This window comes from Pseudomonas sp. NIBRBAC000502773, assembly GCF_006517195.1.
Lineage (GTDB): Bacteria > Pseudomonadota > Gammaproteobacteria > Pseudomonadales > Pseudomonadaceae > Aquipseudomonas > Aquipseudomonas marginalis.
Map to the genome: position 1 here is coordinate 3506707 of NZ_CP041189.1, position 19051 is coordinate 3525757.

11 protein-coding genes, 1 tRNA gene and 1 pseudogene are annotated in these 19051 nt (G+C 53.7%); 4 read left to right on the forward strand and 9 right to left on the reverse strand.

The genetic code is table 11. The features are described 5' to 3' along the window. Positions 1–366: 366 nt before the first annotated feature. Both NIBR502773_RS16260 and NIBR502773_RS16265 read left to right on the forward strand, forming a co-directional pair. Positions 367–609: a hypothetical protein gene (locus NIBR502773_RS16260; RefSeq protein ID WP_130211615.1), complete on the forward strand. Its 243-nt coding sequence runs from the start codon at positions 367–369 to the stop codon at positions 607–609. A gap of 1364 nt (positions 610–1973) precedes the next feature. Beyond that, positions 1974–5756, forward strand: coding sequence for a hypothetical protein (locus tag NIBR502773_RS16265; RefSeq protein ID WP_141156446.1), 3783 nt, complete (start codon positions 1974–1976; stop codon positions 5754–5756). A gap of 318 nt (positions 5757–6074) precedes the next feature. On the opposite strand, the gene drt3b is transcribed toward NIBR502773_RS16265, so the two are convergent. The 6 genes and pseudogenes from drt3b to NIBR502773_RS16300 all read right to left on the reverse strand — a co-directional run bounded on the left by drt3b (position 6075) and on the right by NIBR502773_RS16300 (position 12968). Beyond that, the gene (gene drt3b / locus NIBR502773_RS16270; RefSeq protein WP_141156447.1) at positions 6075–8123 is read right to left on the reverse strand and encodes an antiviral reverse transcriptase Drt3b; all 2049 of its coding nucleotides are present in this window, start codon (positions 8121–8123) and stop codon (positions 6075–6077) included. Next, positions 8116–9462 carry an antiviral reverse transcriptase Drt3a gene (gene drt3a / locus NIBR502773_RS16275; RefSeq protein WP_141156448.1) on the reverse strand — a complete coding sequence of 449 codons (1347 nt, stop codon included), beginning with the start codon at positions 9460–9462 and terminating at the stop codon, positions 8116–8118. The genes drt3b and drt3a overlap by 8 nt, the downstream gene beginning before the upstream one ends. Before the next feature lie 594 nt (positions 9463–10056). Continuing rightward, positions 10057–10266, reverse strand: a complete 210-nt coding sequence (locus tag NIBR502773_RS16285; RefSeq protein WP_257227953.1) for a hypothetical protein — start codon at positions 10264–10266, stop codon at positions 10057–10059. A 64-nt stretch (positions 10267–10330) separates the two neighbouring features. Beyond that, positions 10331–11172 (reverse strand): annotated as a pseudogene (locus NIBR502773_RS31315) (chromosome segregation protein SMC). Between the two features lie 98 nt (positions 11173–11270). Further along, entirely contained in the window at positions 11271–12899 is a 1629-nt protein-coding gene (locus NIBR502773_RS16295; protein WP_141156449.1) for a DUF927 domain-containing protein, read from the reverse strand. Next, positions 12892–12968, reverse strand: a tRNA-Arg gene (locus tag NIBR502773_RS16300). Before NIBR502773_RS16300 ends, NIBR502773_RS16295 begins: the two co-directional genes overlap by 8 nt. Positions 12969–13338: 370 nt before the next feature. Between NIBR502773_RS16300 and gabD the strand changes: the two genes are divergently transcribed. Continuing rightward, entirely contained in the window at positions 13339–14781 is a 1443-nt protein-coding gene (gabD, locus tag NIBR502773_RS16305; RefSeq protein ID WP_027607874.1) for an NADP-dependent succinate-semialdehyde dehydrogenase, read from the forward strand. Positions 14782–14847: 66 nt separating this feature from the next. On the opposite strand, the gene NIBR502773_RS30975 is transcribed toward gabD, so the two are convergent. Further along, a complete protein-coding gene (locus tag NIBR502773_RS30975) occupies positions 14848–14970 on the reverse strand; it encodes a hypothetical protein (protein ID WP_256097758.1) in 123 nt (40 codons plus the stop codon). Between NIBR502773_RS30975 and gabT the strand changes: the two genes are divergently transcribed. After that, the gene (gabT, locus tag NIBR502773_RS16310) at positions 14963–16240 is read left to right on the forward strand and encodes a 4-aminobutyrate--2-oxoglutarate transaminase (RefSeq protein WP_065926318.1); all 1278 of its coding nucleotides are present in this window, start codon (positions 14963–14965) and stop codon (positions 16238–16240) included. The two genes, NIBR502773_RS30975 and gabT, sit on opposite strands and share 8 nt — an antisense overlap. A 390-nt stretch (positions 16241–16630) precedes the next feature. Here the strand turns inward: gabT and NIBR502773_RS16315 are convergent, their stop codons facing one another. Further along, on the reverse strand, positions 16631–17632 hold the full coding sequence (locus tag NIBR502773_RS16315) for a sensor domain-containing diguanylate cyclase (protein ID WP_065941053.1): 1002 nt from the start codon (positions 17630–17632) through the stop codon (positions 16631–16633). Between the two features lie 188 nt (positions 17633–17820). Then, positions 17821–19005 carry a delta-9 fatty acid desaturase DesA gene (desA, locus tag NIBR502773_RS16320; protein WP_027607871.1) on the reverse strand — a complete coding sequence of 395 codons (1185 nt, stop codon included), beginning with the start codon at positions 19003–19005 and terminating at the stop codon, positions 17821–17823. Positions 19006–19051: the final 46 nt, after the last annotated feature.

Consider the following 19051-nt stretch of genomic DNA (forward strand, 5'->3'; position numbering starts at 1 on the left):
CGGCGCTTCCTTCTGGCCTCTTTTTCGAAGTGTCCCCGTAGGGTAAAGCAACACCCAATGGTGGCTGATGTGTTGCCATGCAGCTGAGTAGTTACTTCTTCGTTCGACCTTCTGCCGCCAGTGAGGCGAGCGCAAGGGTGATGAATCTTGCATTTTCATCCAGGGTATCCAGGCATTCGACTTGACCAGTCGTTTGCATCGGATCTGACCATCACACTGAGTGGCCTTGGTCGGCAACAAACGGCCAGAAGCGGACGTCCAGCCCACCACTTTCTTCAGGCAGAAGCTGCCAACAGGAAGGCAATCTTGAAAAGGATATAAACTCGCCTGGCGGTGTCCCAGACGTCAACATACGGAAATAGATTCGTGCAGATTCATATTATCTACACCCGAACAGTCATGTTGCTCTCCAAGCATCCTTACCAATCATGGAGAGAAATTCAAAATCAGTACCCTGACTACATGACTTCGCTCGGCCCTTGGGAGGAAGATACGGTCATTGAATACCTTGCAGATGAATACCCAGAACTTTCCCCGCATCCGCAAGAGCAAGTCAATGCGTTCATAGCGGACACTCAAGAGGCAAGAGTGCTTACTTTTGCCGCGTAAATCGTCTTAGCGAGCATTCTCAGAAGCTCGCCCTCGACGTCCGCTTTGGGTCGACTTCTGCCAATCAGGGCCAGCCAGTGTGCTGGTCAAGTCCGATGCGAACGACTTGCCAAGTCGAATGCAAATGAGTGGGCAAGTGCAATGCGAATGGGTGGTCAGGTTGAGTGCAATTACCCACCCTAGAGGCCACCAACAATGTGGCGTAGGGCCGCTTTGGAAAGGCAGCATGAGAGCACATATCCAGCCCCCCTCCAAAACTGGTGTAACCGGTGTTACGAGTGTAACGCCCTTCACCAAACGCCCGGTTTCATTGGCTTTCATGCCTGTTACACAGTTGAGCTACATAGCGTACCCCCGATGTAACGCTGCCCCTGCGTGTAACGCTAAAGTCAGCATCCGGGTGTTGTGGGCAGGCGCGTTGCGCTCGAGCCTACCAAGCGAATTTCGCGGGCTACGCCTTTCGATGAGAGGAAATCACGCTGGGGACCCTGAGAGCTTTAGCTTCACACGGGGCATGAAACCCGCGGGACCGCGTTAGCGGCAGCCGTGCCAGCTTACTGAAATTTCAATGTTGAAATTGAAAGGACCTTGAAGAAAAGGGGGCATCGTTACCGTATTGGTAATGGTGCTCGTAGAGCTGCAAAACGGTAGGGCATATGCACAAGTGAACTGGAGTTCACCAGGTTCACCAGTTCACTAAGCTGGGTGAGTTTCCGCTAACACGATCCCGTGGGTTCTATGCCCCGTACCTTTAAGAATGCCCCAGGGTCCCCACTATCGAACCAAAGCCAAGAGCATGACCTGCCTCGCTTCGCTGGAGGAGCAATACTAATGGGGCTAGGGGGATACCCTGATAAAACCGTGTTAAGGGTGTTACTTAAGTAGATAGGTCTATGATTTTAAACGATTTATATGGCGTTACACAGCTGTGACTGGTTTGCCGATATGCGTGTTACATGGCAAATAGGTGTTACATCAATGAATGTTCTAGGAGGAGCGGTTTGTGATGGCTAAGGCAGGCGTCATCGAGCTAGGGTCTTTCGTTTAGAGGTGCCGTTAACCGGCCAAAAGCAGCCATGATACTCTAACCCTGATCATGCTATTCCGCGGGGGCGATCAGCGGTGAAAGCCTGTAACGCATGCCTCATGGTGAGAGCTCTATGCTTATTGATCAGAGAGTTACTCACAGCGAATCGCTATCCGAATTGTAACATCCCCTCTCAGCTCCCCGTGACCGAGGGCAGCTTCTCCTGGCGATGCCGTGATTTTTTACGATGTTTTTATTCCATAGATGGGCCGTCAATTAGGCTTTCCCCAATCATGAATCGATTGGGATGAGGGAGCTCCATTTTCTGAGGTGAAGTATGCGGGTTACAGCCTCCCATATCGTCAACTGGGCAAGTACTCAGGCCAAGGAAGCGCAAACTGATCTGCCGCGCTGGGTGAGGCGGCTTTGCTTCGACCCCGAAACGACCCGCCAACTTTCATTCCCTGCAGGTGACTCCACCTATGTACCTGGCTGGGACGGTACTCTTTTCAGTGAAAGGGGGAATGCCTGGGTGCCGTCAGGAGCATCCCGCTGGGAAATCGGATGCGATCAAAATGTGCTTGGCAAAGCTAACGGCGACTACCAAAAACGGACAGAACAAATAAGCGAGGCAGAACGCTCAGCATGCACCTTTGTCTTTGTCACTCCACGGCGCTGGGCGAAGAAACTCGACTGGGTAGCGGAGCAGTGCAACAAAGAAGAATGGGCGGGTGTCCGGGCCTATGATGCAGACGACCTGGAGCAGTGGCTCGAGCAAAAGCCGGCAGTGGCTTTGCAGTTTGCCGAAGAGCTGGGTTTAAGTGGCTGGGGTGTTGTAAGCCTATCCCGTTACTGGGATTCGTGGGCGCGGCAATGCAGACCGCCCATCACTCCCGAAGCCCTATTCATGGACCGTACTCAAGTGTTTGAGGCTCTGGGTGAAAAAATCCAGACGACAAATACCTCGTCGAGCTCGGCTCATCCGTTGGTTATACGTGCTGACAGCGTGGAAGAAGCCGTAGCCTTTACGGTGGCGATGGTAATGGCCTCCCGTGACCTGCAAGACCATGCCATGGTTGTGACCGAGCCTCAGGGGTGGCGCTATGTGGAAGCGAATCCGCAACTGCGGATTGCCATCGCGGCAAGAACTGAAACAGCCCTTAATCCGATATTTCGCGATAAATTACGTGTGATCGTGCCCCACGCCACAGGTGATTTGGTCGGTAAACCGGAGGGTGATGAACTTGTATTGGAGCGACCGAACATCTACGAGTTCGAGAAAGCTCTCATCGCTATCGGTATGGAAGAGTCCGATGCCAAACGTTATGCCCTAAGCACTGGACGCTCTTGGACCGTACTTCGCCGGCAAAGAGCCTTAAACCCTGCTATCCAGCACCCCCCTTGGTTGCTTACCCCACAATCAGCCAGCCTGCCTCTGCTTTGTCTGCTTGGAGCTTGGTCTGCAGACACAGCTGCGGATCGACAAGTAGCCGAGCGACTGGCTGCTCGACCCTATGAAGAAATCGAGCGCGATTTACGCCAGCTAGCCCAACTTGACGATGCCCCAGTGCTGAATATCGGCGCGGTATGGAAAGCTAAATCGCCATTGGAGCTGCTGGACCAATGTGGAAACCGAATAACCAGCGGCCAACTGGATCGTTTTTTAGCCATTGCTCGGGAGATGCTCTCGACACCTGATCCTCAGCTGGAATTACCAGAAGACCATCGGTGGATGGCACAAGTCCATGGCAAGGTTCATCCCCATTCAGGACTGCTGTTTGAGTCGATCTGCGACTCACTTATGAAACTGGCTGTGCGTGGCTCAGAACAAGTGGGACTCAAAGCACTAGACATAGAAGAGCGCGTATCAAGGTTGATCCATGAGTTGCTCGATAAGGCAGATGGCCAACGCTGGCTTTCGTTGGCCTCTTATTTGCCCACCCTAGCAGAGGCCGCGCCAGATGACTTTCTTCGTGTTGTACAGAGCAGTTTACGGATGCCGGATGCACCGGTGACAAGGCTTATTTCCGAAAACAGTGATTCTGGTTTTGGGGGGCGCTGCTGGCACTCCGGCTTGCTTTGGGCATTGGAAACCCTCAGTTGGGCTCCGCGACGCTTGGCCCCAGTAGCCCTCATCCTAGCCCAGCTCAGCCATGTTCCCATGAGAGGGAACTGGGGCAATAAGCCTAGCGGGAGTTTGTTCGGCCTTTTTCGCTCCTGGCTGCCACAGACCGCAGCTAGCTTGCCGGAGCGTATCAAAGTGCTCAACTTACTGATTGATAGGGATGCTGAAGCCGCTTTTCGTGTATTGAGAAAAATTGCAGCAGGCGGCCAACAGGCGGCCTTCCCTGCCCACCGACCAAAGTGGCGTGAAGACGATGCTGGGGCCGGCCGTGGCGTTACCTACGATGAAATGCATGAAATGTTGGATTTCGCCAAGAGAAAGCTACTCCAACTGAGTGAAGGCAACGCTTCTCGAATCGTCTCTTTGCTGCAAAAAACCACACTTAGAGATATAGAGGAGCTATCCAGGGTGCTGGCACTGATTAAGCCCTTCACCCTGCCAACTGCGAAAGATGAAGATCGGGAAATAATACGAATTGCGCTACGGCAGATTATTCATTGGCATCGTAATTACGACGACGCACCAGCTAACGAGCTGGATGAATGGTTGTCGCCCGCAGAGGCATCATACGAGCTGCTTGCCCCACAGGGCTTAGTCACTCGCCATCGCTGGCTTTTCGACAGCCATTGGCTAGAGCTACCTAGCCGAGATCGTGATGACGACTCTTGGGAGCGCGGTAATGCCATAACTCAAAGGAGAATTTCGGCATTGACCGAAATTTATCAAGCTCAATGCATGGTTGGTATTGAGAACCTAATCAGGGTGTGCGCTGAGCCCAGTACTGTCGGGGCCACATTGGCCCGGGTTGTCTGGGACGATATTTTCTGGCCTGAGTGGATTACTACGAAGGGCGAGGACTTCTCTACTGGTATGCCTATGAGTCTGTGTATTGCAGGGTTCCTTCAGACACTCCCTGCATCAGTTTCGGGCGAGCTTCTTCAAGCGGTTATTGGACTAAGTAAACAGGACGCAGGACGACCTGAAAAGCTGGCCCGGGCCTTGGCTTTGGCAACACCAAATCAGGAGACCTGGCAACTGGTCGAGGCATGTGGCCCGGAAGTTTCTGCAGCCTATTGGCATGGCGTGCGACTGTATGCCCGAGGTGACGACAAGGAACTGAAGTTTGTATTGGAGCGTCTCTTGGTGGCTAAACGACCACTGAGCGCGCTTCAATACTGCCAATACTCTCTCGAGCAAACCGACCCTACTCAGCTCTTTTCAGCTCTTCAGCAGCTACTACATGGAGAGGTAGAGGAGGGCTTGCAACTGGAGTCTTGGCACCTAGAGAAAATGTTAGGACGGCTGGAGGAGTCTGGTGAGATTGACAGGATGGCACTAATACAGCTCGAGTTCGGGTTGTTTCCGTTCCTCCGATACGGGCGAGAAGTTAAGGCCAATGCCTTGTACGAAGGAGTCATGTCAGAGCCAGAACTCTTCAAAGAGTTAATTTGTTTATTGTACAAACCAGAGCATGGAGACAGAGAAGAGCCGACTGAAGCATCTAAAGCGGCTGCAGAACGTGCATGGAGCATTCTGCACTGTTGCAAGCGCCTACCAGGGACTCAACCTGACGAAAGTATCAATGTTGATATTTTTGACAAGTTCATCAAAGAGGTACGTGACTTGTGCCGCGTTGCTGATCGACCAACCATGTGTGATCAAACCCTGGGACAAATCCTTGCTCATGCCCCCGCAGATGAAGATGGTACTTGGCCTTTTGCTCCCGTAAGAGAGCTACTCGATAGTCCTGATCTAGAGGAAATGAGGAGCGGATTCTGCATTGGCACGTTGAATAAGCGGGGAGCCACCAGCCGATCACCATGGGATGGGGGCGATCAAGAGCGGACGTTGGCAACGTACTTCCATGATCAGGCGAGGCGAGTTCAATACTCTCATCCCTTTGTAGCAACAATGTTGGAGGGAATCGCTAAAAGCTACGAAAGTCATGGGAAACGTGAAGATATAGAAGCGAATCTCAGAAAGGAGAGCTTCTAGCAGCCCTGTGAATCGTCCCAGATTTCGTAGATACCCCAAACCATAGAGGCCATGACTGGTGAACATCCGCTTCTGGCCGATTTTTGCCGTTTGTGATGGGCAGCAATCGGTCAAATGCAGCCATCCGGGATGATTGCTGAGATAATCGAGCATCCTTCACTCCCCTGGTAGGCCTAAAGCTATGAGGAAAGTGAAGGAGTCAAGACCGCAGAACTCACGAGGATTCAACGAGGCAAGGTTTTCGTGCATAGAACAACCGGGCCATGATGCTGGTGTGTGCGACCGCAAACGGTCTTCTATGTGCGTGATGCATCCCGATCAATATACTTCCTGACTGACCTTAGCGTCTAGCTCTTTAGAAAAGTCGAATTCGCCCCATTTGGTGAACCAATATTCGCTATATTTTTGAATTCTTAGCAGGTTGTTTGCAGGCACGCCGTACAACTGTAAAACTCTAATCTTGGTCTCGTTACTCACGAAGGGGCATGCGATAAGATCTAACGCTAAATGAATCATTTCAGAGTCACCGACCAACGAGTCCTGCTTCAGCCTAAATCTTTCCAATATATGTTTTTCCAAAGCGTTTCTTAGCAATGAATAACGAGCTTTGTTCTCTATATAAAAAAGAAGAGTTACTATGGAGAAATAATTCAAATTGGATTTCGCTTGATAACCCCCGTCTAAAAGTTCAAAGCCGAAGCTATGGCCAAGCACTTTTTCATCTATACGATAGTTTTTACCAAGCTGACGCATTAAAACCAGAAGGTACATGACCTCAATTTTCGCGCTTTTGCCATCTGAATTATGATCCATAACGCTCCGACATCTTTCGTATATCACTTGCGAGATTAATGCCTCATAGCTGAGCCCTATGGTCTCAAGCTTATAAAAAGAAAGAACGCGCTGGCATATTCGACAAAGTTTAATCGTTGTGTTGACTTTTGGCGATACTGCATAGATAAAAAATACAAAACCTAGAAGAGCTTCCATTGATTTTGAAAAGCTTTTATCGACACCGCTAACTTTTTCTATTTTTTTGTAAGATTCAATCAAAGAGCCAATTTTTCGCTCGACTACTGAAAGAGAGTAATTAAGAATTTCGCCATAGTTGACTCCAGAGGTTGCAAGAATGGACTTAAAGTCAGTTATAAGTGAAGACCTGCCTATATAAATCTGACCCCTTGGCAATGTTTCACCTTCCTTAATTTCTGAAGCGACCTCATAAGCTAGCGCACGATCAAAAAGATCAGAGATACGCTTTTTTGCGATAGATATAGGCGTAATTATAGGGCGCCCTAGAGTTTCCTCCTTCCCCTTATTTAATGATAGCTTATATAGTTTTAAGCTTTCCTGAAGTGTCATTTTTATCTGATGACAGACTTCATCACTATTGTAGAAGACGAAGTAATCATCTACGTAGCGATAAATCTTAAAGTCTGAGTTATGTACATATCCCTTTTCAAGCAACTTGCCTGCGATATCGATATCAACTGCCTGGAGGATTATTTCAGCGAAAATCCTTGAAACCTCCGGGCCGATTAGTATTCCATTCGTTTCGTTATGGTTCAACTTTTGCATCAATGAGTCAAACTTACCCGCAAATGACCCTAATATAGCTTTAAGATTCTGCTTTGCAAAATCTTTTCCGTATATCGCCCATGCTAGCGAGTGAGTATATATGCTATCAAAACACCCTGAAACATCAAATTTCGTAAGTGTTCTGAAATCGCGCTCGCTACGGAGGTGCTCTCTCGACTCGTAAAATTTGAAAACATTACTGAACCGTTCATATACAAAAAAAGATTTTAAGTTCTCATAATTTTCGCCATCTACTTCTACCAAAGTGTCAGATTTATCCTGCCGCTCAATTTGCGAGCGAAAGTCAATATACGTACACCCAGCAACTCGCCTTGGTGATCGCAGGCTGAATTCACTTCGACCAGTGTAATAAATCATCAGGTCTTTAAATTGGTCATAGAAATCTACCACCAGCAACTGACCCTTTGGATGCATTAGGGACAACTGGCGCAACTGATCCTGCTTATGCGTAGTTGAGAAAATGAAAGGAACAGTATGGACAAGATCTGATTTGTCTAGTTCTATTATGGATACAGGTCTGCCGTTATCGTCAGCATGTCGAACAGCCGTAGTAGGCTGAACACCTAGAACCATTTTTACAAGGTTGTCTAGCACTTCATCGCTATAGCGCCATGAAATTCTGTTTCCGTTAAACTTTATATCGTGCTCACATAGGAATCTATAAAAATATCTATTCGAAAAAACTATCGGAACTTCATATGGAAGCACATCAGACAACACTACCCGCTCTACAGGAAAGTTTATAGATAATGCTTTTTTTCTAGGCATGCTTCCAACCTCGCGAAAGTTCTGAAAGCTGCTTGGAATCAAAATTCCTAAATAGTTTTTCTTTGAAACCTTTTTCAAAAGATAGCTTCGAGAGCTTTCGCGTCAATGATGGACTAGCTACGCCTTTGATTTTATTGCGAAAGTAGTGATCCAACCCTGAAAGCTGGCTAGTATCAGTTATATACTTATTGCTGAAATAAACACCGATGAATGCGTTGCTTTTCCTATTGAACAAGCGCATATTTCCGGTTAAGAAAAGGCACCTAAGCATCAACTCCTCTTCAGACTTCTTTGGAATGAATGTAAACTTTGAGTTGTAATCTGAGAAAGCTTTGTCGATACGCGATCTATATTTATTGATTTTTCTTTGGCTCAGTTGCACGCCGAAAGAGCTACTAGATACGTCAAATGTATATCCAAGGTAATCAAATTTACCTTTGAACTCTTCTAGCAAATCAATAGGTTTCGTTTTATCGTTGAATCTTAGCCCCTTTCCATAAAGTATTTCGCTGAGAGTTTCTAAATATTTCGCTGCAAGCTCCTTTCGCTGGGGGGCATACATAAGCACCATGTCATCAACATATCTGGCGTAATAAAATAAATTATCTTGCCGTCTAATTTCAGCGTCAATACTCGACAGATATATCTCAGATAGATATGCACTTATTCCTATGCCGCGCGGCAATCCGTTTTCGTCCCCAGAAACGACAACGTAATCTTTCATAAGCCGCGTTAAAATTCTTTTAATCAGTACCGATAGCTCTGGAGCCTGGTGAATTCCATCAAGCAATTCCTTGTGTCTGACTGACTCATAAAACGACTCGACATCCGACCTTATTATATATTTGGGCACGCCATCTAAAGCTAATGACTTTATTTGACTAACTAGTATATCGCGTGGCGGCATGCGGAGTTCGTACAGAACCTTCAGTGCTCGCTGAACAAATCTAATTGCAAGAACCTGCTCTAAACTATTCCCGACTCCGTAAACTTTTTTCCCTCCAACCAGAGCAGGTAGGAGAGCTACATTTATTCTGAATTCCTTTCCAGTAATTATTTTAGAGACTCTTTCAAGCTCAAAGTCAACTAAACGTCCGTGCTGAATTTTGCGCTTGTCTATAACCATGGTCAGGCGCGACATACGCTTCTCATAGAACGCTGGCGTAATTTTTCCAGTGCGGAATCGGTACCTCGAAAATGATTTAAGTTTGTTCAGTTCGTAGAGTTTAACTCTTATATCGAAGGCAGCAGGAATATATCGTTCTTCAAGATCCCCTCCTTTCTCCCTATCGCCTTTAAGCAAGTCATTAAGATTTTTTATTGAAAAAGACTGATCCATAGACAAAACAACCCTTCCATAATTTATTCTCACTAACTGTCTATTTCGATATGCTCACTAACGGACTGTACCCGATTTGCGAGTCACAATACCGGTCTTAAGATAGATTTAGCTAGGCAATGCTCGTTTGAGTAGCTCACCCTCCCAATGCAAAATTTTGAACGAATCCGCGATTGGTTGAAGAGTCTCTGACTTTCTAGTAATCCGAGGGGGGCTTTTGGCCTTTTTCCACTGTTGCTGCCGGTCGTTATTGGCTGCTATTGGACGGTAGCTGTCGGATAGGGATGTCTGCTTCTGGCCGATTGTGTTGAAAAAGTCGGTTTGCCCGAAACGCTCGAATACTGATGGGTGAAAACATCTCTTTTGCACGTAGCTACGTGAAATCCGGGTCCTGAACCTTTTGCGCAAAACACAGATTTTAATCTCAGACACGTACTTTTGTGCCTGGGAAACCGAAGCCGACTTTTTCAACAGAATCGGCCGAAAGCGGTCATAAGCCCACAGCCGCCACAGATCAGAAGCCGAAAAATCTGATGCCTTGGCTGTAATGGGGGATCTAGCGAAGCGGAAGCTATTTAGGCTTCCGCCTCTTCTTCACCTGCCCTTTCTTTTGAGTTGAAGGTCAATAAAATCTAGCTCTGCCGCGATTGCATCAATCGTGAGCATCTCGATTTTTGCGTCTTTTTTTGCTCTTGCGTTGAGCTTTTTCATATCGCCCATGAGGGTAATTATCCCATTCAAATGCAGCTTCCGGGCTTTTAGGTAATCAGGCATCTCAGCGCTGTTTTGTGGTGGTGTATTCATGTTGAGACCGATGGTAGGCCCGAAACAACCTGGGTTTCTCAGGCTGCTTCGGGTAAGGTTTGAGTTAAGCTGCCAACAGGTCAAGCAGGCTGTGTTGGTGTGAGCGTTTCAGGAGTTCGCGCCAGGTCCAGCTTCCAAAGTGCTCGCCCTGTTCAGGGATATTCAGCTTCATCAGTGCAACCGGGTCACGACTAATCAGATTGCGTGCTGCCCACAATTTACCACCTGTTTCCAGCAGCGCTTTCGCGGTCGCGTTCCACTTTTCTTCCAGCACTATGTTTGCCAGATGTGCTGCTTCTTTTTCAATTTTGGCATGTTCTTTTTGCGCCTCGGTGATGTGCAGATCGATCGTCACCAGCTCTTGTTCCAAAGCGGTGATCAGCAGTTGTTGACGACGATGATGCTCAACGGCAGCCGTGAGGTTTTTGCTGCTTTTTGAGCTTCCGCATTAGCGGCTTTCTCACCTTCCATATCGCCCCAGGCCACAGCCTGTTCATAAGCGGTGGCCGCGTCCGTTTCAGCTTGTCGCGCCTTTGCCATGTCTTCCTGATCGCTCTGGCGTACCTGCTGCAACCGGGTCTCGATGCTGCTGCGCTTTTCGTTGAGTTCCATCTCGTCGGCTTTCCAAGTCGCCATCGCGCTGATGTAGCCCGCAGCCAAGCTCTCACGGTTCGCCAGTGCCTCGAGGCGATCAATCTTTTGATTCAGACGGTGGATCTCAAAGTCTCGCGAGTCGATGCGTCTTTTGTGATCGTTGATTTCATCCTGCACAGCCCGTTGACGCCCTTGCTGGATAACTTCTGGGCTTTCCAGCGCCGCTTCGAAGGGCGTCAGGTCGCGCTGAATGCTCTCCATTTCGAGGGTCAGTTTGTCGCGGCGGTCTTTCAGTTCTTGGATAGTGTTCATCTGTATCGTCTCTGGTTACTGCGGTTGATAGGGATGGTTGTCGAACGGCTGGCTAGGCCGAGAATGAGCCGGCGCTACCTCTATCAGCAGGCATGCCGTCAGGCGGCCTTGGCCTCGCCTTCATCCGTTCCTGGAACCGTCTTCACCACGTAGCAGCGTTGAGGTCCTAACCCTGGCAGGCGAATCAAGCTGTAAGCCTTTCCGTCGCTTCCCGGCTCGAGGACGCCGCGTTGCAGCAACTCCTTGTTCACCGCGCTGATATTCATGCCCCTGAAGATTTCGGCCCTCCAGGCTTCAGGCAGCACGTAGTAGGTGTTGGTGGTGTGCAGGGCATCACCCATGCCGTGTTCCATCGTCTTGCGAAAGCCCAACCGATCAATCGTGCGTGGGCCGTGCTCATCGATCTTGGCGGCGGCAGATTCCCAGCGGGTAAAGCGGCTTTCTCCAAATCGCTCGATGACCTGGCGCAGTCGAGCCAAGATCGAATCACCCTCGAAATTACCGGCGCCGCCGCGTTCAGCCAGCCACGCATGCAGGCATACCCGTGCGGCGGTCGTGGCGGTGCCATCGGGCCAGCCGGTGACGCCGAAGGCGGTCGCCAACTCTCCGGCCGCTGCCGCGAGCCCGAAGCGAAGGGCCGCACGTTGCGCCTGCCCACTGGCAGTTGTGGGCAGGTTTTGGGTGATGAACTGCTCTACCGTGCGGCGAACGATCACCGACCACCTGAGCATTTCTCCAGGCGCGCACAGTGCGTGCAGGAAGTCGGTGAGGGGCGTTCCGTAGTATTTGGCTACGCGGGCCTTGAGTGCATCGGAGAGGGCAGCAGCGTCCTCGAAACCGTTCAGCACATCAAACATGCCGAGGCCTTTGCTGGCATCCGCAGGCACGGCGAGCATGCGCACCTCCATACCCGCTTTCAGCTCCTTGTTTGCATCCGCCATGTGCTGCGCCAACGTCTTCTCGCCGGTCGAGAGAAACAGCAAGCGCCACTCCTGCACCTGTCGGCCCGCTTGTCCTCGATCATTCGCCGGGGCCTTACCGGTGCCGTTGCCGAGCATGTACACCGTCTCGCCAATAATGCGCGGATCGCACATGCCGATTTCATCCAGCACCAGGAGGCCGTCTGAGTGTGCAGCGGCGATGGACTCCAGGGCGTTATCTGTCGAATGCCACGAACGCACCAGGCGCGGCCCGCCATAAACCCATGCAGCAACTTGCAGGTGAGCGGTCTTGCCTTCGGAACTGTCGTCGTACAGGTGGAAGCCGCCTGCTTCATGTCCGAGCCGGTTCAGCAGAGGCCCTGCAAAGGCCACAGAGACGACAAACGCCAAGCGGTGATTACCAACGCAGAGCGCGCCGATTTGCTGCTGCCATTTCTCCAGAGAACCCGCTTCGCAGATCTGCGGCAGCTGCGCACTGGCCTCATAAAAATGCAGGTGTTCGGAGTGCGAACCGATCTGTTGTTCGGGCAATAGAAACGCATTGTCGTGCCAGCCCAAGCGCGTCACCAAACGTGCGCGCTGGGTCCTGTCGAACCCGCCGAGATAACCCTGTAGGTCGTTGCGGGCATTGCGTCCTGACCGGCTTCCGGCAAGGCGAATACACGGCGGGAAGTTATAGGGGTAGACAGGGACGGATAGCCAGAAACAAGAAAGCCCGCACAGGGCGGGCTTCTTGGGGTGTTTCGTAGACTGTCTGAGACAGCCAGAAACCAGTATGTGGTGCACCCGGCGGGATTCGAACCCACGACCCCTGCCTTCGGAGGGCAGTACTCTATCCAGCTGAGCTACGGATGCTTGTGCGGGCGACATCATACCCATGTCGACCTTGGGCGTCCATGCCGGTCTTTGGCCGTTCAAGCGTAGGCATTTGCCGCGCAGAGGCCCTGCGCCGGGCACCGTTGGTCAACACGGCGGAACGGGCTCGAATCACGCTGATCAGAAAAATCCGGCAAATGCGCCGTTTTCGTTCTTTTTTTCGAACAGACTATTGCCCTGTACCCCCATTGATCCTAGGATTCGTTTGAGATTTCAAACGCTCTGTCTCTCGTGCGCTATTCACTGATCGCGCGCGCGGGGGCTGATTTCCCTGACGGCAGCCCACAAGGCGCCTTTCAACAACTCTAATTCGCTCCGCGTGCGCGCGGTGCTGTTAAGGAAAGCCGACATGCAGCTCAAAGATTCCCAGTTGTTCCGCCAGCAGGCCTTTATCGATGGCGCTTGGGTGGATGCGGACAACGGTCAGACCATCAAGGTCAACAACCCGGCCACGGGCGAGATTATCGGCACGGTGCCAAAGATGGGCGCTGCGGAAACCCGCCGCGCTATCGAAGCCGCCGACAAGGCGCTGCCGGCCTGGCGTGCGCTGACCGCCAAGGAGCGCGCCAACAAGCTGCGCCGTTGGTTTGAGCTGCTGATCGAAAACCAGGACGACCTCGGTCGCCTGATGACTCTGGAACAAGGCAAGCCATTAGCCGAAGCCAAGGGCGAAATCGTCTACGCCGCGTCCTTTATCGAGTGGTTCGCCGAAGAAGCCAAGCGCATCTATGGCGACGTGATTCCCGGCCACCAGCCCGACAAGCGCCTGATTGTGATCAAGCAGCCTATCGGCGTGACCGCCGCCATCACTCCGTGGAACTTCCCGGCCGCGATGATCACCCGTAAAGCTGGCCCGGCCCTGGCCGCCGGTTGCACCATGGTGATCAAGCCGGCTTCGCAAACCCCGTTCTCGGCCCTGGCCCTGGTGGAGCTGGCGCACCGTGCCGGTATCCCGAAAGGCGTGCTGAGCGTGGTCACCGGCAGCGCTGGCGACATCGGCGGCGAGCTGACCAGCAACCCGATCGTGCGCAAATTGTCCTTCACCGGCTCGACCGAAATCGGTCGCCAGTTGATGGCCGAATGCGCCAAGGACATCAAGAAAGTCTCCCTGGAACTGGGCGGCAACGCGCCATTCATCGTGTTCGACGACGCGGACCTGGATAAGGCCGTCGAAGGCGCGATCATCTCCAAGTACCGCAACAACGGCCAGACCTGCGTCTGCGCCAACCGCCTGTACATCCAGGATTCGGTGTACGACGCGTTCGCCGAAAAACTCAAAGTCGCGGTGGCCAAATTGAAGATCGGCAACGGTCTGGAAGAAGGCACCACCACCGGCCCGCTGATCGACGAAAAAGCCGTGGCCAAGGTCCAGGAACACATCGCCGACGCCCTGAGCAAAGGCGCCAAGCTGTTGGCCGGTGGCAAGGTCATGGAGGGCAACTTCTTTGAGCCGACCATCCTGGTCGACGTGCCGAAAAACGCCGCCGTCGCCAAGGAAGAAACCTTCGGCCCGCTGGCGCCGCTGTTCCGCTTCAAAGACGAAGCCGAAGTGATCGCGATGTCCAACGACACCGAGTTCGGCCTGGCGTCCTACTTCTACGCCCGCGACCTGGGCCGTGTGTTCCGTGTGGCCGAAGCCCTGGAATACGGCATGGTCGGGGTCAACACCGGGTTGATCTCCAACGAAGTGGCGCCGTTTGGCGGCATCAAGGCCTCGGGCCTGGGCCGTGAAGGCTCCAAGTACGGGATCGAGGACTACCTGGAAATCAAATACCTCTGCCTGGGCATCTAAGCCGGGAAGGGATTGCAGTAAACGCAAAGGGCACGAGAGCGCTGACCCTTTGCGTGTTTCACACCGTTATTCGTAGTGGCCGGGAAAGCTGTGGCAGTCGATCATCGCATGCTGCCGTAGTTGCCTCCCCGCCACGTATTCCTTGAGCAACGCCACCCGATGAGTGGCGAATGAGGACTTTATGAGCAAGACCAACGCTTCCCTGATGAAACGCCGCGAAGCCGCTGTACCGCGCGGTGTTGGCCAGATTCACCCGATCTTCGCCGAATCCGCGAAGAACGCCACGGTAACCGACGTTGAAGGTCGCGAGTTCATCGACTTCGCCGGCGGTATCGCCGTGCTGAACACCGGCCACGTGCACCCGAAAATCATCGCCGCCGTGACCGAACAGCTGAACAAGCTGACCCACACGTGTTTCCAGGTACTGGCCTACGAGCCGTACGTCGAAGTGTGCGAGAAAGTGAACGCCAAGGTCCCCGGCGATTTCGCCAAGAAAACCCTGTTGGTCACCACCGGTTCCGAAGCCGTTGAAAACGCCGTGAAAATCGCCCGTGCCGCGACTGGCCGTGCCGGCGTGATCGCTTTCACTGGCGCCTACCACGGCCGCACCATGATGACCCTGGGTCTGACCGGTAAAGTCGTGCCTTACTCGGCCGGCATGGGCCTGATGCCAGGCGGCGTGTTCCGCGCGCTGTACCCGAACGAACTGCACGGTGTCAGCGACGACGACTCCATCGCCAGTATCGAACGCATCTTCAAGAACGATGCCGAGCCGCGCGATATTGCCGCCATCATCATCGAGCCGGTCCAAGGCGAGGGCGGTTTCTACGTCGCGCCGAAGCCGTTCATGAAGCGCCTGCGCGAACTGTGCGACAAGCACGGCATCCTGCTGATCGCCGACGAAGTGCAAACCGGTGCCGGCCGTACCGGTACCTTCTTCGCCATGGAACAGATGGGCGTTGCCGCCGACCTGACCACCTTCGCCAAATCCATCGCTGGCGGTTTCCCGCTGGCCGGTGTGTGCGGCAAGGCCGAATACATGGACGCCATTGCCCCTGGTGGCCTGGGCGGCACTTACGCCGGTAGCCCGATCGCTTGCGCCGCTGCGCTGGCGGTGATGGACGTGTTTGAGGAAGAGCACCTGCTGGACCGCTGCAAGGCTGTCGGCGAGCGCCTGGTGACTGGCCTCAAGGCGATTCAAGCCAAGTACCCGGTAATCGGTGACGTGCGTGCCCTGGGCGCGATGATCGCGGTCGAGTTGTTCGAAGACGGCGACAGCCACAAGCCAAACGCTGCGGCCGTTGCCGCCGTGGTGGCCAAGGCGCGTGACAAGGGCCTGATCCTGCTGTCCTGCGGCACCTACGGCAACGTGTTGCGCGTATTGGTGCCGCTGACCTCGCCGGACGAGCAGTTGGACAAAGGCTTGGCGATCATCGAAGAGTGCTTCTCCGAGCTGTAAGCGCAAGTTGGCTTGATCGATAAGAAAAACCCGCTTCGGCGGGTTTTTTTGTGCCTGAAGCAAGCCAGCTCTTATCAAATTTAAAATAACTTACTGATTTTAAAGGGTAAAAAATTTCACTCTAAAATCCTGAGTCTTGCATAAACAATTTCAGGCAACCGCATTCTTGTGGTGAGCGGGCTTGTCCCGCGCTGGGGTGCGAAGCGCCCCTAATAAAAACAAAATGCGGTGTATCAGGCACTCCTCTGCGCTTGGTTTTGGGGCTGCTTCGCAGCCCAACGCGGGCGGTGCGACGATTCGACAAGCCCGCTCGCCACAGATGACGGGTTGCCCGTTCTGTCCCTTACCTGACCGGCATTGGGGCAAGCCCCCTCCCACAGTGATCGGCATTCAGCCAGCGATCACGCGATTCTTGCCCAGGCGCTTGGCCTCATACATGGCGGCATCGGCGCGGGCGAACAGGCTGTCCAGGGTGGAGTCTTCCTCGGTCAGGCTGGCCAGGCCCTGGCTGATGGTCACGCTGAACGCCTGGCCCTCATAGCTGAAGCTCAGCGCCTGAATCTCCTTGCCCAGGCGCTCGGCCACCTGCAGCGCCATCTCCGGCGCGCAACCTGGCAGGACTGCGGCGAACTCTTCGCCGCCAATGCGCCCGAACAGGTCGCCACGGCGCAGGACCCCGCGACCGCTCTCGGCGATACGCCGCAGCACCTGGTCGCCCTCTAGGTGGCCGTAGGTGTCGTTGACGTCCTTGAAGTCATCGATGTCCAGCAGCAGGAAGGCCAGCGGCGCGCCTTGGGCGCAGGCGCTGTCGAAGGCCTGGTTGGCGCATTCGAAGAAGTGTCGGCGGTTGCTGCTCTGGGTCAGCACGTCGGTGGTGGCGAGACGGTGCAGCTCCAGTTCCAGCTGTTTTTTTTCCGTGATGTCTTCGGCCATGCCGACGACGATCACCGGCTCGCCGGGTTCGACCTGCTGGTTGATGTAGCACTTGTCGCTCAGCCAGCGGATCTGCCCGTCGGCGGTGATGATGCGGTACTCGCGGTCTTCCACGGCCCCCTGCTCCAGCACGCGCGCCAGGCTGTGTTCGGCGTAATCGAGGTCTTCGGGGTGAATGCTGTTGCGCCATTCGCGGTGGTCGGCCAGCAGCAGGCCGGCGGAACGTCCAAAAATCCGCTCGTATGCCGGGCTGACGTAGAGCACGCGGCGGGTTTGCCAATCGATGGCCCACAGCACGGCGTTTACGCTGACCAGCAGAGAACTGAGCAATTGTTCGCGCTCACTCAGTCGTTCGACTTCGCCCTGGGCATGTACCAGTGCCAGCAGGGTTGCTGCCGCGGCCGGACGCGGAGGGTCAGCGGTAGGGCTGTCGGCGGTGAAGGGCTTTTCGAGAACCATCGGCACAACTCTCTCTGGGCGCGCCGCAAGATCGAGCAGCGGTCACTACAAGGGGCCACCATGATGGCGAAGTGTTCATTGAGAGAGGCGAATTGCAGTGAAGTTCCGTCAACAGGCTCGATTGACGGTGTCCGAGAAATGGCGCCAAAAAGCTGATGGGTGGGAGGGCAAGCCCTCCCACGCGACTGTCAGACCGCCGCAGGACGCAGCGAATAGGTCTTCAATTGGTGGGCAAAATCCCGCAGGGACTGGATGCCGCTGGCCTCGGCCTCGTGCACCCATTCCTTGATGGCGGCGAGCATGTCGTGGCCGTTGGAGCTGGTCTTGAGCCAGATCTGCTGCAGCGCCAGGCGTTTTTCGTAGATCACTTTCAGCGCCTGGCTGTGTTCCAGCATGCTCTGGATACGCAGGTGGTGGCGGTCATCCAGCAGGCTGGTTTCCCGCGACAGCAGGCGTTTGGCGCGGTGGAACTGGTGGCGCACCGAGTGATCGACTTTTTCCAGCTCCTGCTTGACCAACGGGCCGATCACCAACTTGCGGTACTGGGCCATGATCTGGAAGCGGTTGTTGAGGATCGCCATGGCGGTGTCCATGTCCAGGTGGCCCTTGCCTTCCACGCGGTGGGCAATCGGTGCCACGCGCTGCACCTTGGCCAGGCGCAGGAAGCTGAACACCTTGATCCATGCCCAGCCCAGGTCGAATTCCCACTTCTTCACCGACAGCTTGGCCGAGTTGGGGTAGGTGTGGTGATTGTTGTGCAGCTCTTCGCCGCCGACGATGATGCCCCACGGCACCAGGTTGGTGGCGGCGTCACGGCATTCGAAGTTGCGGTAGCCCACGGCGTGGCCCAGGCCGTTGATCACGCCGGCGGCCCAGAACGGAATCCACATCATCTGGATTGCCCAGATGGTGATGCCGATGGCGCCGAACAGCAGCAGGTCGATCACGCCCATGATCGCCACACCCAGCAGCGGGTAAGGAGTGTAGAGCTTGCGCTCGATCCAGTCGTCCGGGCAGTTCTTGCCGTAGATGCGCAGGGTCTCGGGGTTTTCGGCCTCGGCACGGTACAGCTCGGCGCCTTTGCGCAATACGGTGGACAGGCCCTTGATCACCGGGCTGTGCGGGTCGTCGACGGTCTCGCACTTGGCGTGGTGCTTGCGGTGGATGGCGGTCCACTCGCGGGTGTTCTGCGCTGTGGTCAGCCACAGCCAGAAGCGGAAGAAGTGTTTCAGGCCGGCATTGAGCTCCAGGGAGCGATGGGCTGAATAGCGGTGCAGATAGACCGTGACCCCAACGATGGTCACGTGGGTCATCAACAGGGTGACTGCCACCAGTTGCCAGGCCGACAAGTCAAGAAAACCGTTGTACCACATAGGCTGTATGGCCCTCAGATAAAGAAAAGAACAGCACACGCATTAT

Excerpts from the sequence above, each read along its gene's own strand:
- NIBR502773_RS16265 (WP_141156446.1), top strand. The coding sequence starts at position 1,974 with ATGCGGGTTACAGCCTCCCATATCGTCAACTGGGCAAGTACTCAGGCC.
- drt3b (WP_141156447.1), bottom strand. The coding sequence starts at position 8,123 with ATGCCTAGAAAAAAAGCATTATCTATAAACTTTCCTGTAGAGCGGGTA.
- drt3a (WP_141156448.1), bottom strand. The coding sequence starts at position 9,462 with ATGGATCAGTCTTTTTCAATAAAAAATCTTAATGACTTGCTTAAAGGC.
- NIBR502773_RS16285 (WP_257227953.1), bottom strand. The coding sequence starts at position 10,266 with ATGAATACACCACCACAAAACAGCGCTGAGATGCCTGATTACCTAAAA.
- gabD (WP_027607874.1), top strand. The coding sequence starts at position 13,339 with ATGCAGCTCAAAGATTCCCAGTTGTTCCGCCAGCAGGCCTTTATCGAT.
- gabT (WP_065926318.1), top strand. The coding sequence starts at position 14,963 with ATGAGCAAGACCAACGCTTCCCTGATGAAACGCCGCGAAGCCGCTGTA.
- NIBR502773_RS16315 (WP_065941053.1), bottom strand. The coding sequence starts at position 17,632 with ATGGTTCTCGAAAAGCCCTTCACCGCCGACAGCCCTACCGCTGACCCT.
- desA (WP_027607871.1), bottom strand. The coding sequence starts at position 19,005 with ATGTGGTACAACGGTTTTCTTGACTTGTCGGCCTGGCAACTGGTGGCA.